20 protein-coding genes are annotated in these 15,643 nt (G+C 40.9%); 1 reads left to right on the top strand and 19 read right to left on the bottom strand.

All coding sequences use genetic code 11. The annotated features are described in order from the left end of the window. Positions 1-84: 84 nt before the first annotated feature. Positions 85-552: a YbaK/EbsC family protein gene (locus GX348_04245; GenBank protein ID NLP41399.1), complete on the bottom strand. Its 468-nt coding sequence runs from the start codon at positions 550-552 to the stop codon at positions 85-87. Positions 553-1,053: 501 nt separating this feature from the next. Between GX348_04245 and GX348_04240 the strand changes: the two genes are divergently transcribed. Next, the gene (locus GX348_04240; protein NLP41398.1) at positions 1,054-1,251 is read left to right on the top strand and encodes a DUF1858 domain-containing protein; all 198 of its coding nucleotides are present in this window, start codon (positions 1,054-1,056) and stop codon (positions 1,249-1,251) included. Positions 1,252-1,327: 76 nt separating this feature from the next. On the opposite strand, the gene GX348_04235 is transcribed toward GX348_04240, so the two are convergent. The 18 genes from GX348_04235 to GX348_04150 all read right to left on the bottom strand — a co-directional run bounded on the left by GX348_04235 (position 1,328) and on the right by GX348_04150 (position 15,626). After that, positions 1,328-1,555 carry a ferrous iron transport protein A gene (locus GX348_04235; GenBank protein ID NLP41397.1) on the bottom strand — a complete coding sequence of 76 codons (228 nt, stop codon included), beginning with the start codon at positions 1,553-1,555 and terminating at the stop codon, positions 1,328-1,330. Between the two features lie 11 nt (positions 1,556-1,566). Beyond that, positions 1,567-3,501, bottom strand: a complete 1,935-nt coding sequence (gene feoB, locus GX348_04230; protein NLP41396.1) for a ferrous iron transport protein B — start codon at positions 3,499-3,501, stop codon at positions 1,567-1,569. A 115-nt stretch (positions 3,502-3,616) separates the two neighbouring features. After that, positions 3,617-3,940: a thioredoxin gene (gene trxA / locus GX348_04225; GenBank protein ID NLP41395.1), complete on the bottom strand. Its 324-nt coding sequence runs from the start codon at positions 3,938-3,940 to the stop codon at positions 3,617-3,619. After that, the gene (locus tag GX348_04220; GenBank protein NLP41394.1) at positions 3,940-4,338 is read right to left on the bottom strand and encodes a CoA-binding protein; all 399 of its coding nucleotides are present in this window, start codon (positions 4,336-4,338) and stop codon (positions 3,940-3,942) included. Before GX348_04220 ends, trxA begins: the two co-directional genes overlap by 1 nt. Before the next feature lie 293 nt (positions 4,339-4,631). Next, a complete protein-coding gene (locus GX348_04215; GenBank protein NLP41393.1) occupies positions 4,632-6,335 on the bottom strand; it encodes a proline--tRNA ligase in 1,704 nt (567 codons plus the stop codon). After that, on the bottom strand, positions 6,332-7,420 hold the full coding sequence (gene ispG, locus GX348_04210) for a flavodoxin-dependent (E)-4-hydroxy-3-methylbut-2-enyl-diphosphate synthase (GenBank protein ID NLP41392.1): 1,089 nt from the start codon (positions 7,418-7,420) through the stop codon (positions 6,332-6,334). Before ispG ends, GX348_04215 begins: the two co-directional genes overlap by 4 nt. 38 nt (positions 7,421-7,458) lie before the next feature. After that, on the bottom strand, positions 7,459-8,487 hold the full coding sequence (rseP, locus tag GX348_04205) for an RIP metalloprotease RseP (protein ID NLP41391.1): 1,029 nt from the start codon (positions 8,485-8,487) through the stop codon (positions 7,459-7,461). A 35-nt stretch (positions 8,488-8,522) separates the two neighbouring features. Continuing rightward, positions 8,523-9,668 (bottom strand): 1-deoxy-D-xylulose-5-phosphate reductoisomerase, encoded by a 1,146-nt coding sequence (locus GX348_04200; GenBank protein NLP41390.1) that lies wholly within the window; start codon positions 9,666-9,668, stop codon positions 8,523-8,525. A 40-nt stretch (positions 9,669-9,708) separates the two neighbouring features. Next, on the bottom strand, positions 9,709-10,506 hold the full coding sequence (locus GX348_04195; GenBank protein ID NLP41389.1) for a phosphatidate cytidylyltransferase: 798 nt from the start codon (positions 10,504-10,506) through the stop codon (positions 9,709-9,711). Between the two features lie 7 nt (positions 10,507-10,513). Next, positions 10,514-11,308 (bottom strand): isoprenyl transferase, encoded by a 795-nt coding sequence (locus tag GX348_04190; GenBank protein ID NLP41388.1) that lies wholly within the window; start codon positions 11,306-11,308, stop codon positions 10,514-10,516. Positions 11,309-11,366: 58 nt separating this feature from the next. Next, positions 11,367-11,534: a 4Fe-4S binding protein gene (locus GX348_04185; GenBank protein NLP41387.1), complete on the bottom strand. Its 168-nt coding sequence runs from the start codon at positions 11,532-11,534 to the stop codon at positions 11,367-11,369. Beyond that, on the bottom strand, positions 11,535-11,741 hold the full coding sequence (locus GX348_04180; protein ID NLP41386.1) for a hypothetical protein: 207 nt from the start codon (positions 11,739-11,741) through the stop codon (positions 11,535-11,537). A 3-nt stretch (positions 11,742-11,744) separates the two neighbouring features. Further along, positions 11,745-12,305: a ribosome recycling factor gene (gene frr, locus GX348_04175; GenBank protein ID NLP41385.1), complete on the bottom strand. Its 561-nt coding sequence runs from the start codon at positions 12,303-12,305 to the stop codon at positions 11,745-11,747. Then, the gene (locus tag GX348_04170; GenBank protein ID NLP41384.1) at positions 12,295-13,029 is read right to left on the bottom strand and encodes a UMP kinase; all 735 of its coding nucleotides are present in this window, start codon (positions 13,027-13,029) and stop codon (positions 12,295-12,297) included. The genes frr and GX348_04170 overlap by 11 nt, the downstream gene beginning before the upstream one ends. A gap of 99 nt (positions 13,030-13,128) precedes the next feature. Further along, positions 13,129-13,776: a translation elongation factor Ts gene (gene tsf, locus GX348_04165; GenBank protein ID NLP41383.1), complete on the bottom strand. Its 648-nt coding sequence runs from the start codon at positions 13,774-13,776 to the stop codon at positions 13,129-13,131. 68 nt (positions 13,777-13,844) lie between these two features. Continuing rightward, complete coding sequence (gene rpsB, locus GX348_04160) at positions 13,845-14,549, bottom strand: 30S ribosomal protein S2 (GenBank protein ID NLP41382.1); 705 nt, start codon at positions 14,547-14,549, stop codon at positions 13,845-13,847. A gap of 169 nt (positions 14,550-14,718) precedes the next feature. Continuing rightward, entirely contained in the window at positions 14,719-15,249 is a 531-nt protein-coding gene (locus GX348_04155) for a hypothetical protein (GenBank protein ID NLP41381.1), read from the bottom strand. A 26-nt stretch (positions 15,250-15,275) separates the two neighbouring features. Beyond that, a complete protein-coding gene (locus tag GX348_04150) occupies positions 15,276-15,626 on the bottom strand; it encodes a hypothetical protein (protein ID NLP41380.1) in 351 nt (116 codons plus the stop codon). Between the last annotated feature and the right edge of the window lie 17 nt (positions 15,627-15,643).

Here is a 15,643-nt window from a genome sequence, read left to right as displayed (position 1 = left end):
CCGTTATAGAGATACTTAATCTGCTCTTCACATTCTTTGGTCCCCTTTCAACCAAATGACAAAAACTAGATATGTTTTTAAAAGCTAACAAACATCAATAACAGTGCCGCCGGTAATTTGCTGCAGCCGTGACGGTGCAACCGGAAGCGCCGAATTGCTTGTCCCGGCAGCCGCGAATACCACATCATATTCAAAGAGGCTTTTATCTAAAAAAATAGGTAGGGAACTTGCTAGTCCCACAGGGGATACTCCCCCCGGTAAAAATCCGGTAAATTCTTTTACAACCTCAGCACTGGCGAATTTCACTTTCTTAACATTTAACACATGACTGAGTTTCTTGGTATTCACCTTTTTATCACCGCATGTAACTACTAGATAAGGCTTGCTCTCAGCAGTAAACACTAGCGTTTTAGCAATCTGACCAACCGTTACACCGAGCGCTTGCGCTGCTAGTTCAGATGTGTGGGTACTACTGTCAAACAGAATGATCCTCAAATCAGAGTATTTTTCAATAAAATTTTGAACTCGTTGTAGTGCATTGGTGCTATACATGTTTACTATCCTCCATTGAATTTTTATTTTGAACATTAAAATGCTGGCGGCTAAACCAAAGCAATATTACCGATGCCATTAGCGATACGCAGAATACTTGTTCAAGGCGAATAGCATAAAGTATTCCACTATCAATGCGCAAAGTTTCGATAAATGAACCGTCCCATTGCGGAGGAAAACAATAAAGTATACTAACGCTAATACTTATAAATATGGCAAAGGCTAGGATTAATCCATACCAATAATGGCCATCGACCCAATATAAAAAGCAATAGGGCTCATATATTATCCTCACTCCGTCTAGATACAACAGTATTTTAACTCTCCAACGTAAAAATAGCCAGCAAAAAAAATTAGTATAGCCTTATAAAGTCAGGTAATACTAAGAAATGAAAGCGTCGGAATAAATTATCTGATTTATACTAAATATTTCAGCCAGTACAATTTACTTTATGCTATAATATTAGAGCGAATAAAACTTTCCATATAGGAGGATATACTATGCAAATTACTAAAGATATGAGTATTATCGAGGTAGTTCAAAAATACCCACAAACTGCTGAAGTGTTCCGCAACCATGGAATGGGCTGTTTAGGTTGCGCAGCCGCTCGATTCGAAAATATCGAACAAGGCGCGTCCGCTCATGGCATTGACGTAAATGCACTTGTTGATGCCTTAAACAAAGTTGTTGCAAAATAGTTAAATACACACAAAAAGCAGGTATTTCGAGTCATTTTTCAGTGATCTCGAAATACCTGCTTTTTTCTTTTCAATCTCAGCGAATAAATGTCATACTCTTGGCAATTTCACTATCGAGAGCTAATTCAGTATACCCAATCCGTAACACATATGCTGGCTTCACCTGCAGCAACTCTACCTCCATGCCCGGTATGATTCCAAATACTGCAAGTTTCCGCAGATGATTTTTATTAGCAGAGTTTATCGTAAAGACTTTTACCCTATCGCCAGGTTTAAGCTCCTGGATTGTTAATTTGACAGGCATATATATCACTCCTAATAGCCAAAATTCTTGCCGAATACTGTTAGCATGCCATGCATTGTCATTCCGGCCGCAAAAGATAAAGTAATTATTAAAAGGACCATTGTAAACGATGTAAACAGTCCTCTTTCTTTTACCATGACAACAAGCTGAGCAACGCAAGGTACGAATAATGTAAGCGTAATTGCCGCTACTAATAACTGACCGTCATTAAGCAAGCCTGCAGTACACATGTCATACAAGCCGGCTGCTCCATAATCACGGCGAAAGAAACCTAAAAGAAAAGACTGTGCGGCTTCTTTTGGGAGTCCTAGCATTACCATGGCTGGCTCGGTTATCGCAATCAGCTTTGCTAGCACCCCGCTTTGATCGCCAATCCATAATATTAAGCTAGTTATAATAAACACCGGAAGTATTTCTATAAAGTACCAGGACATTCTGGTGTAGGCTTTAGTTAAGACGTTAGACCAGATTGGCATGCGCATAGGTGGAATTTCCATATAAAAAGCACTGCGCTCGCCTGGTATAAGCTTAGCTGTCAGCCAGCCGCTGAGCGCAAATACCATCCCCATGCAAGCCGCCCATAGTGCGACTGATACACTATTTCCTGATAAAATTGCTAACACAAGACCAAGTTGCGCTGAACATGGTATTGTAAGTGATAATAGAAAGGTAGCAATAACTCTTTCCCTTCTCGTTTCTAATGTACGCGTTACCATAACAGCCATCGTCCCACAGCCTAAACCTAAGGTTAAAGGAATGACCGCTCGACCGTTAAGGCCTAAGTTCTTAAATAGCCGATCAACTAACATGGCAAGTCGCGGTAAATAGCCACAGTCCTCAAGAATGGCAAATACTAAAAAGAAGGTGCCAACAATGGGAAGTATTATTACAACCGCATAGCGGAAACCCATTGAGAAAATTCCGTAGTCACCTACTATTAATGATTGCAGCCATTCGATCGAGATATGGCTGTAAACTAAATTTCGAATAAGCGGATTAATTGTCTGGCTAAAAATTGTTTCATCAATATAATCAACTAAATATCCTGCTCCAAATTGGCCAACAAACATATAAAGACCAAAATACAGTACAAAAAGCAAAATTGGGATACCAGTAAGAGGTTCTCGTGTCAACCGGCTTACTCTTTCAGCACCGCTGCATTTTTCAATTTTGGCAGAAACGATTATCATATCTAATATTTTATCAACCATAAGCTGCCGCTTTATCGTCAGCACATAGTCTAAGCTATGCTCATAGCTATAAGATAACTTTTGTATTATATCTATGATTTTGGCAATCGCTGGTTCACCGCGTACTGAATTTAAAATTATTTCGTCACCTTGCAGCAGAAGAATAGCAACCATCCTATTGGTCATACCGTAACTGCCTATTAGTAATTGACAGATCTCGGCGATAGACTTTTCAATATCATCGGAAAAAGCTAATTCTATAGATTCTTTTGGTTGGTAGCGGGAAACTTCCTTTTTTAAAGATTCTAGTCCAAGCTTTCTGACGGCTGAACTTGTATTAACAGGTATACCTAATATGTCGGATAATCTTTTGCTATTTATCCTCATACCTAGCTTTTGTGATTCATCTATCATGTTCAGATTCAGTATTACAGGTAAGCCGGCATCTAGCATCTGTAAAGTCAATGATAACATACGGCGAATATTTTTGGCGTCTACAACATGTACAACAACATCAGGCGGCTCACTAACCAGTAATTGCCGTGTGACTCTTTCTTCATCAGTTAAAGGTGTCAGTGAATATATGCCTGGAGTATCAATAATTTCATATTTGTTCCCATCAAGTTTAACATCGCCTCGTGCAACATCCACAGTGGTGCCAGGGTAATTTGAGACTGTTACATAGCTTGATGTCAAATAATTAAATATCGCACTTTTACCGACATTAGGCGCACCAACTAGTGCAATTTTTTTCAATTTCCCGATCACCGCCCGAATAATAATCAATATTTTCCTATTCGGGCGCTATTCGAAATATAACAATGTCATAAAAAAAAGCGTACTGCAATTGGCAGCACGCGAAACGTTAAACTCAGACAAGCGGCAAAAATTTAGATAATATTACGGCTTTAGGTATAAAGCCCATAGCCTTTTCAACCTGATCACCATTTTTAAATAGTATCATCGTCGGTAAACTCATAACACCAAGTTTTTGTGCTAACGCGCGACTTTCGTCAACATTGACCTTAACTAGTTTAAGCTTGTCACTATTTTCCTTAGCAATTTCATCGAATATTGGAGAGAGTTTAGTACAGTAACCACACCATGGTGCCCAAAAATCTACCAGAACCGGCTTTTCGGACTCTAAAACTTCTTCCGTGAAGTTTTCTTCGGTGACGTTTAACACATCTGCCATTATGATACTCCCCCTTTTTTTCTTAATTCAACCATAACGCAAGCGTGATGGATTACAGCCAAACCAAGTTGATTTGCTGTAGCAATAACTGCGTCTCCATCAGCCCCTGGCTGCAGCCAAACTTTTTTAATGCCTAACTCCGCGCAATCGTGCATTATTAGCTGACCGATTTTGGGCGAAACTACAACGTTGACTGCTCCAGGTTTTTCTGGTAAGGCCTTAAGACTGGCGTAGCACTTGTGCCCGTCAATTTCTGTAACACCGGGATTGACAGGATATACTTTGTATCCGTAGTTTTGGAGATACTTAAAGATTTTGTAACCGAATTTCTCCTTATTATCTGTAGCTCCAACTACTGCCCACACCTTTTCATCAAGCATTCTGATCATTTCATCCATTCCAACACCTCCGCCAGTATTTTCATTATATTCTCACAAGTTATAACGGTCAATGTTATAACAAAAATATAATTATAAATGCTTTGTCGCCATCTCGACTAATGATGTTTCAATTTCAATGGCGATCTACGTCTAGTTAATTTCTTTGGCAATAACTAATTGCCTTGAAATAAGAATGCATTAAAATGATCCCGCCGTAAAATAGTCAAAAAAAGCGTGATAATTAAATCACGCTTTTCTATCGGAACATTAATCTTCCGACAGCTTGCCATAGAACTAAGCGCGGCAATTAATTAAAGCTTGGCAATAAACTCCTTTATACTATCAAGGAGGTTGTCAAGTGGAAGATAGTGAACTTCACCTGTACGTCGTATCTTTACCTCAACTTGGTTTTCATTTACAGTCTTTGGTCCGATGATTATTCTAATTGGATAGCCAATGAGATCGGCATCTTTGAATCTAACACCCGGACGTTCATTACGTTCATCCAGCAGCGTTTCGATACCAGCATCATTTAGTTTCGCGTAAATCATTTCAGCAAACTCTCGTTGTGCAGTATCTTTTGCGTTAACTGGAATAACTACTACATGATAAGGCGCAATAGCGGCAGGCCAAATAATACCATTCTCGTCATAATTTTGTTCAATTGCCGCTGCCATCGTACGGCTTACCCCAATACCATAGCATCCCATTACCATCGGTTTTTCTTTTCCATTCTCATCGAGGAAGGTTGCATTGAGAGCCTTACTATACTTAGTATACAGTTTAAATACTTGTCCAACTTCAATACCCCGAGCCGTTTTCAAAGGCGTACCGCAGTGACCGCAAGGATCCCCCGGTTGAACAAGCCTTATATCTGTAACAATGTCTGGGGTAAAATCCCTTTTCGGATTAACATTAATATAATGCTTTTCTAGTTTGTTCGCTCCACATACTGCGTTATACATTTTCATAACGCTTGTATCAGCGATAATCTTGACATTTTTCACATTAACAGGTCCTATATACCCGGGAGCGCCGCCAATTGCATCGATAATTGTCTTTTCATCAGCCATGTCGACTTCAAGACAATCAAGCGCGTTCTTTATTTTAATCTCATTAGCCTCATGATCGCCACGAACCAACGCAAGAACTAAACCCTTCTCTGTGTTATAAGCTAGAGTTTTTATGGTCTTAGACTCGGGAATATTCAAATAGGCTGCAAGATCTTTAATTGATTTAGAATTAGGAGTGTTTACTTCTGCTATTGATTCTAAAGTTTCTTTATCAGCCTCGATAGGAGTTAACTCAGCCTTCTCAACGTTTGCAGCGTAATTACAATCCGGGCAATACACTATTGCGGCCTCACCGGAATCGGCAATAACCATGAACTCATGCGTACCGCTTCCGCCTATTGCTCCAGCGTCTGCCTCGACTGCCCGAAATTCAAGACCACAGCGCGTAAATACGCGGGTATAAGCATCATACATTTTGTTATAGCTCTCGTCTAGGCCATTTTCATCACGATCAAATGAATAGAGATCTTTCATAATAAATTCCCGACCGCGCATTAATCCAAAACGCGGCCTAATTTCATCACGATATTTATTCTGAATTTGATAAAGCATTAGAGGAAGCTGGCGGTAGGATCGAACGTCAGATCGTACTAGAGTAGTAATCATTTCTTCGTGGGTAGGCCCTAAGCAGAAATCACGGTTATGCCGATCTTTAAGACGGAACATCTCATCGCCATATACATTCCAGCGTCCTGTTTCAAGCCACATCTCAGCGGGCTGCATAATAGGCATCAATAATTCCTGCCCGCCTTTTGCGTCCATTTCTTCTCTAACTATTGTTTCAATTTTCTTCAAAACGCGCCAAGCCAATGGAAGATATGTATATACGCCGCCAGCTGCTTTACGCAGCATACCAGCCCGTAGCATCAGCTGATGACTGATTACTTCGGCTTCTGCGGGTGTCTCTCTTAATGTAGGTGCATATAGTTGTGATGCTTTCATTGATAAGGGGCCTCCTTGATGATTTTATCGAGCTCAATAAAGAGTTCTCTAACTAATTCACTTTCCGGCACTTTCTTTATAATTTCTCCCTTGCGAAAAAGCAAGCCTTCACCTTTTCCACCGGCTATGCCAATATCGGCCTCGCGTGCTTCGCCAGGTCCGTTGACAACGCAGCCCATAACTGCTACCTTTAACGGTTTTTTAACATTAACAAGCCTTTTTTCAACTTGATCAGCAATATCAGCTAAATTAATATTGCATCGACCGCAGGTCGGACAAGAAATCAGTGTTGGGCCATAACTTTTTAGACCAAGGGATTTGAGAATCTCATTTGCTACACGTACTTCCTCAACTGGGTCTCCTGTCAAGGAAATTCTGAAAGTGTCGCCAATTCCCTGGGCCAGTAGTGCTCCAATCCCCACTGCTGACTTTATCACTCCTGATCGATGCGTGCCCGCCTCGGTAACACCTAAATGCAGTGGATAATCAACCGTCTGTGACATCAGCTGATATGCCCTGATAGTTAAGGGCACATCATGGGCTTTGAGCGAAATTTTTATATTAAAAAAGTCTAACTCTTCAAGTATTTTTACATGATTTATCGCACTTTCTACCATTGCTTCGGCAACCGGGTGTCCGCCGTACTTAGCAAGCAGCTGCTTATCTAAAGAGCCGGCATTTACACCAATTCTAATAGGTATATTACGTTTTTGGGCCGCCTTAACAACTGCAGCAATATGTTCAGGATTACCAATATTACCAGGATTTAGCCGCAGGCCATCGATGCCTCTTTCTATTGCCGCTAACGCTAATCGATAATCAAAATGGATATCAGCTACCAACGGCACATTGTCGGTTAACAACTTAATTTTTTCAATGGCAACGGCCGCCTCCATATCAGGTACAGCCATTCTTACAATATCGCAGCCAGCCTGTGCTAATTGCTTAATTTGCTGAACAGTTGCATTCACATTATCGGTTTTAGTATTAGTCATGGACTGAACAGATACAGGCGAACCGCCGCCTATCTTTACGCTGCCAAGTTTAATCTCTCTGGTATTTCTTCGCTGCATAGTATCACGCATCCCTGATTTAAATGATTTCGGAATATGTTTAACTCCAATTAACCGCTCAAACGAACTACGTCTTTGAAGGTAGCCATAATTAGCAATAACATTAACAACACAAATCCTATCATTTGAACTATTTGCATCTTGCTGCTGCTTAATGGCTTACCCCTAACACCCTCGACAGCCAATGTAACAATATGACCACCGTCAAGAACTGGAACAGGCAACAGATTGATTAATCCAAGATTTATACTTAAGAAAGCAGCGAACTGGAGTAAGGGAATAACTCCCAACTGAGCAAACTCACCGGCCATCTGAGCAACGCCAATTGGACCAGCAACTTCAGCTGCAATTTGGCCTGTTATCATCTGTCCAATGCCGATTATCATGCTAACTGTGACTAGATAGGTCTGCTTAACGGCTAATCCTATTGACTCCAATAGGCCAGGACGATAATTTTGAATTTGCGGCATAATACCTACAATGCCTTTATTTGCCTTTTGGTCAAATTCTGGCACTAAGGTTATATTGTTTATCTCACCGTGGCGCTCATAGCGAACATTAAGCTGATTACCAGCATTGCCTTGAATGTTATCAACAAAATCGCGCCAAGAGTCAATTTTATGTTCATTAACTGCTAGTATTTTGTCACCCGTCATCAAGCCGGCCCGGGCTGCAGGTTTATCAGGTAAGATTGATCCAATTATTGCTTCATTTGATGGTGTATCAATACCGGCATAAAAAAACACCCCCGCCAAAAGCAATATCGGCAAAACAAAATTCATTGCCGAACCAGCTACTATTACTAACATTCTTGCCCATATTGGCTTGGCACTAAAAGAACGCTCATCTTGTTCTTCCTCAGGATCCATTCCGGCAATTTTGTTAAATCCGCCCAACGGTATAATACGCAATGAGTATAATGTCTCTCCATGCTTTCGGCTTAGCAGCTTAGGACCAAAACCTATTGCAAACTCATCAACTCGCATCCCAACAATTTTCGCTGTAACAAAATGGCCTAACTCGTGAACGAAAATTAGTAATCCAAAAACAAATATAGTGGCAATAACCGTAATTGACAAACGAAATCCACCTGCCTCCCAGTAATTAGGTTGAACTAGAACATCGCTTCAACTGCTAGCTTTCTCGCCCATAAGTCAGTTTTTAAAATTTGTTCGTAATTTGGATCGATGACCAGCTCGTGTCTATCAATGACATGACTAATAACATCGGTAATATCCTGGAATTTTATTTTCCCGCCCAGAAAAGCATACACAGCTTCCTCGTTAGCTGCATTAAATACGCAAGGCAGAGTACCTCCAGCCTTCCCAGCCTGTATGGCCATGTCTAAAGCAGGAAAGATTGTATTGTTGGGTTCTTCGAAGGTAAGAGAAGCAACCTCACTAAAATTAAGACCAGTCATCGGCGAAGGAATGCGTTCCGGATAGGTCAAAGCATACTGAATTGGGATTTTCATATCCGGCTTTCCTAACTGTGCCATAACAGCACCATCAGTAAATTCGACCATAGAATGGATAATGCTTTGAGGATGTACTACGACATCAATTTGATTATAGCCAACGTCAAATAGCCAGCGAGCTTCGATGACTTCCAAGCCTTTATTGGCCATAGTGGCTGAATCGATTGTAATTTTTTGACCCATATTCCAATTTGGATGACGCAAACAATCGCTGACCGTTACCTTGCTGATCTGTTCCTTAGTATATCCACGGAATGGTCCGCCAGAGGCTGTAAGAATAATCCGTTTTATATTGCCTCGGTTCTCTCCGGAAAGACATTGCAAAATTGCGCTATGCTCACTATCGACCGGCAGTATCCTAACATTTTTTGCTCTAGCTCTAGCCATAACTAATGCCCCGGCCGCAACAAGCGTTTCCTTATTCGCCAGGGCAATGTCCTTACCCGCATCAATTGCCGCTAATGTAGGTTTAAGGCCCGCAAACCCTACCATCGAAGTTAAAACGATTGAGGCTTTATGATAAGTCGCTGCCTCCAGTAATCCATCTTCGCCTGCAAGAATAACTGTTGTACCGCGATATCGAGCTGAGAGCCTATCTGCCGCCTTTTTATCCACTAAAACAGCAATTGAGGGATTAAACTGCTGAATCTGCTGCTCGAGCAAATGGTCATTTTGATAGGCCGCCAAAGCTACTACACGAAATTTTGTGGGATTGGCAGTAATAACCTCCAACGCCTGTTTTCCAATAGAGCCAGTACTACCGAGAATAACTACTTCCTTCATGCTATCTCCTTTTAAAACTTAATTAGCAAAATATTATTGCCTATGTCAAGATATTAGTAATATAGTAATAAACAACTGGTGCTGAAAACATAATGCTATCAAAACGATCTAACACACCACCGTGACCAGGTAATATTTTGCCAGAATCTTTTACACCGGAGAACCGCTTAAGGGCAGACTCCGCTAGATCGCCAACCGGTGCTACAATTCCAATTAGCGTACCGATAAATAAACTATGGACAATATCAAAGTTCACAAAAAAGGCAAAGGCAGCAACGCTTATTATGCAGCCAATCAAACCGCCTAATGCGCCTTCTCTGGTTTTGCCAGGACTAAGCGCGGGGCAGAGCTTATTTTTTCCAAACCTCGAGCCGACAAAGTAAGCAAAAGTATCACTCGCCCATGTGCCTATGAGAGCCATCCATAAAAAATAAGTTCCCGATAACGCAGCAAAATCCACAAATCTAATTGCTATAATATACGAAAACGATAACCCTACATAAATAAAACCAAGTGTAGTAAATGCAGCATCTGCTATACTAAACTTTGGATAATCGATTATGACCTTTACTAATACCGTAAAAATAAAGAAGTAAACTATCATAATTATTTCATGAGTATTACCTAGCCAAGCGCTTAGCTGAAGCAGCAACACTGCAACAGTTCCAGGCCAATATAAGCAAGCTATTTTATTATTTTTTAACATACTGTAGTACTCACGCCAAGCAAGCAATGCAAGTACGCTGACAGCGGCAGAGAATAACCATTGGCCATAATCAATTACATATATTGCGATAGCAATACCGACTACCGCTGTTATAATCCGTTTTCCGAGCATATGTCACCTACTTTGTATTACGTGGTTTTGAATTATTTAATCCGCCAAACCGCCTATCGCGATTTTGATATGCGGCAATAGCCTGAATCAGATGATCGGGTTTGAAATCAGGCCAATATAAATCAGTAAAATAGAATTCAGTATAGGCGAGCTGCCATAATAGAAAATTACTTACTCTAAAATCGCCGCTCGGCCGGATAAGAAGGTCAGGATCCGGTAAATCCTTGGTATATAAATAATTGTTAATTACATTCTCATTTATCTCATTTGGGCATAGCTGCCCTTGGGCAACCTTGTCTGAAATTATCTGAACAGCGCGTGTTATTTCAGCCCTTCCGCCGTAATTCACGGCAAGGTTTAATACTAAACCACTATTTTGGGCTGTTCGCGTCTGAGCTTTTTCAATTTTATGCTGTAACATTGGTGCTAATTCATCTATCTTGCCAATAAACCTTATTTGGACATTATTGTCGCAAAGTTCATCAATCTCATTATCAAGATACTCTGAAAGCAAATTCATCAGCAAGCTGACTTCATCGTTTGGCCTTTTCCAATTTTCAGTAGAAAAAGCATAGGCTGTTAATACTTGAACACCTAATTCTGAAACTGTTTGTACTATTGCTCGTAAGGTTTCGGCACCGGCTTTGTGGCCAAACGTACGCAGTAAACCACGTTTTTGAGCCCAACGTCCGTTGCCATCCATTATAATAGCGATGTGTTTTGGGATACGTGACATATCTACAGAATCATATATTTCGTTGTTTGCATCATTTCGACTTTTACTAAACCACTTCTTCCACACATCAAGACCCCCAAATTCCGGTTAAGAAACTAAACCCCCTCTTGCGAGGGGGTTCCAATCATGGAGCTTGAATAGCACCAACAGGGCAAACCGCCGCACAGGCACCACATTCAACACACTCATCGGAAATTAAGTATTTAGGATCCCCTTCTGAGATAGCGCCTACAGGGCAAGATGCGGCACAAGTACCACATACAATGCACTCATCAGTAATTGTATAAGCCATTTATAAAAGCACCTCCTTTCCCATTTTACCAGCAGCTACAATATGATAAACACCATCAGCATCTTGATGCTGCCGAATAACATACAAGCAGTTTTCATTAACTGAAAACATTCTATTTATAGGCCGTGTAATCGAAATAGTGTGTTTAACATGAAGTTTATCTAATTGTTCTAAGACTTCCGTCAGGAGCTTACCAACTAAATCCAATTTCTACACTTCCATTATTTCCTTTTCTTTACCAGCCATGACACGATCGATTTCTTTTATGTATTTATCTGTAAGTTTTTGAATCTCGTCTTGAGCTTTTTTGGTTTCATCTTCAGAAATTGTCTTGTCTTTTTCCAGCTTCTTTATAGTATCGTTTGCATCTCGCCGTAAATTACGAACAGCTACTCTGCTCTCTTCAGACTTTTTATGGACCATCTTAACTAGTTCAGTACGACGCTGCTGAGTCAGTTGCGGAATAACCAGACGTATAACTGAACCGTCACTATTAGGTGTCAGTCCCAAATCAGACTTCATAATAGCCTTTTCAATCTGGGCGACTAAACTTTTTTCCCATGGCTGTATAGTAATCATACGCGGCTCTGGTACTGAAATGTTAGCGACCTGGCTTATTGGTGTTTGCGCACCGTAATATTCGACAGTAACTTTGTCTAATAATGCCGGTGTTGCCCGACCTGCTCTTAGTGAAGCGAGCTCTCTACGCAAAGCTTCGAGTGCCTTTTTCATTTTTTCTTCGTGGCTGGAGTATACCTCTTTAGTTGTCATGCTTCTTCCCTCCCACAATAGTACCAATATCTTGGCCGAGCGCCGCTTTTAAAATGTTACCAGGCTCATCGATACTAAAAACAATAATGGGAATTTTGTTATCCATACATAAGCTAGTAGCAGTTGAGTCCATGACCCCTAACCCTCGCTTTAACACTTCTATGTAATCAAGTTCCTTAAACTTTTTAGCATCAGGATTATAACGTGGATCAGAATCATAAACACCATCGGCATTCTTCTTAGCCATCAAGATAACATCTGCTTCCACCTCTGCTGCTCTGAGCGCTGCGGTAGTATCAGTCGAAAAATAAGGGTTGCCTGTTCCTGCTGCAAAAATCACAACTCGCCCTTTTTCAAGATGGCGAATAGCACGTCGGCGTATGTATGGTTCAGCTACCTGACGCATTTCAATAGCAGTTTGGACACGAGTATCTACCCCGCAATTTTCCAGGGCGTCTTGTAATGCCAACGAGTTCATAACCGTCGCTAGCATTCCCATGTAATCGGCTGTAGCTCTATCCATACCTTTCGCGCTTCCAGCTAAGCCTCGCCATATATTGCCTCCACCTACTACTATTGCAACTTCCAAACCTGTAGCTTTGATATCTTTAATTTCTTTAGCAATGGAGTCAACGACTTCAGGATCAATACCGAAACCTTTACTTCCGGCCAAAGCCTCGCCACTTAGTTTAAAAACCACTCTTTTATACCTTGCGGCACTCAAAAACGTAACCCCCGTTCATCGGTAAATTCGACAAATCGACTTTAATTCCTTTATCTATAGATAACATTTCAAAAATAAGAGAACACTGGAGGTGTTCTCTTATTTTTGAACAGCGGCCATTACCTCAGCTGCAAAATCATTAGATCTTCTTTCTAAACCCTCACCAAGCTGATATCGTGTAAATCTGCGAACAGAGATGTTTTCACCGATTCTAGCAATATTCTCTGTGATAAGCTGGTTAACAGTCTTATCAGGATCTTTAATAAACGGCTGCTCTAACAAACAAACTTCTTTGTAGTATTTTTCCAAACGCCCAACAATCATTTTCTCAACAATATTGGCAGGTTTACCTTCATTCAATGCTTGGGCCCGCAGAACTTCGCGTTCATGCTCAAGATCAGCCTCAGGTACTTCTTCACGCCGTACATATACAGGACTAGAAGCGGCGATTTGCATAGCAATATCTTTTACTAAAGCTTTAAACCCATCTGTTTTTGCTACAAAGTCTGTTTCACAGTTAACTTCAACTAAAACTCCAATCCGTCCGCCAGCATGTATGTATGATTCAACCACACCTTCAGCAGCTAACCGGCTAGCTTTTTTTGCTGCAGCCGCCAAGCCCTTTTCTCTTAGAAGATCTATTGCCTTTTCAATGTCTCCGTCAGTTTGCGCTAAAGCTTTCTTACAATCCATCATTCCAGCGCCTGTACGCTCACGTAATTGTTTTACCATTTCTGCAGTTATCATATCAGAACCCCCTCTGTCTACTATTAAAGGTAAGGGGCATATGCCACCTTACCTTTAGTTTATTGAAATTACTCAGCTACTGAATTTTGTTCGCCTTGACGGCCTTCCAGAACGGCATCAGCCATTTTTCCTGTAAGAAGTTTTACAGCACGAATAGCATCATCGTTACCAGGAATAACGTGATCAATTTCATCAGGATCACAGTTAGTATCAACGATTGCTACAATTGGAAGACCAAGTTTGCGAGCTTCAGCTACCGCAATACGCTCTTTGCGAGGATCGATAATGAATAAAGCACCAGGCAATTTATCCATGTTTTTAATGCCGCCTAAAAACTTCTGCAGCCTGTCCATTTCATGGCGCAGAGTAATTACTTCTTTTTTAGGCAGTACATCAAATACGCCTTCAGTTTCCATCTTTTCCAGTTCACGCAATCGGTTAATCCGCTTTTGAATAGTCTGGAAATTAGTAAGCATGCCGCCCAACCAGCGCTCATTTACATAGAACATATCGCATCTGGTTGCTTCTTCTTTAACAGCATCTTGAGCTTGTTTCTTGGTGCCAACAAATAAAATAGTTTTTCCCTGCTCAGCGATTTCACGTACGAAATTATACGCTTCTTCTACTTTCTTTACTGTTTTTTGCAGGTCAATAATGTAGATCCCGTTACGCTCCGTAAAAATATAAGGAGCCATCTTAGGGTTCCATCTTCTGGTCTGATGACCGAAATGTACACCGGCCTCCAGAAGTTGCTTCATAGAAATTACTGACATAGTACACCTCCTGTTAATTACCGCCGCAATCCGCATTTTTTGTGTTCACCATAACGGCACAGTACAAAATTGGACGCGTGTGGATTTACAACGAAATTTAGTATAACATACCTGACTCTATATAACAAGAGTGTTTACACCTAATTCGTTGCTAGTATGCAAATTTTTCTTATCTCTTATTCAATTGCAAAAGCAACATTATTTCGCCTTTGCCTTTTCCAGTTACCTTAGCTATTTCAGTTATATTATAACCTTGCTCTGCCATTGCGAGAACCAGACGGCGCTTATCATCGTCTTCGGACGCCGTTTTTCCTACATATTCCTGGTCATGACTGGAAATATCTACTGAGCTTTGCACTACATCTTGCTCGATATTCATTTCCTGCAACGCTGTGTACCGCTCGACCAGTATGTCCTTTTGCTTATCTCCTAGCATAGCATTGGCATCTATTGCTCTCAGCCGCTTTTCCAATTCAAAAATTCTCGAGTCTGCCTCATTTAGCAAAGCCTCTAGGTGAGCAATTTTAGTCTCTAATTGGGCAAGAACCGTATCAGCAGTTTGCTCTAACTGCTCTTTGAATTGATTAGTCATTACGGCTGAATTATCCGGTAACATTCGGGACAGTAAATTCCGTTTATATAAAATAAAGATTATTATACAAATTAGTGCGATTAATGATACCGTAATACTCGAAAGCATACTAACACCTCATCAGCAGACCAAGATTACGTTTTTATATCAATTAAGTGTCCCCTCGTTGGATCTGCGGCTTGAACTGACATTCGGGTACAGCTTTTTGGATCATTTGAGTTTTGTTCAATGAGCCCCTCATTTGATTGACTTTCCTGTTTCAAGTCTTTATTTTGATTTTTCTTTTCCCTATCTCTACGCACTTTGCCGCCCTCAGTTTTTGAGGTATTCTGGACCTTCTGCTGGCGACTGGCAGCGATTTGCTGCCATTGCTCGGCAAATTGCTGCTGCTGCGATATAATTTGCTGATTCGAAGACTGTTGAGTTTTACTCACTTCAGTAGCTCTAGGGATAATTACTTGTAAATCGACCGGCCTGATGCTCACGCTCACCACATCCCATT

Source organism: Veillonellaceae bacterium, from assembly GCA_012523975.1.
GTDB lineage: Bacteria > Bacillota > Negativicutes > JAAYSF01 > JAAYSF01 > JAAYSF01.
This window is presented reverse-complemented; position numbering and strand designations above follow the sequence as displayed.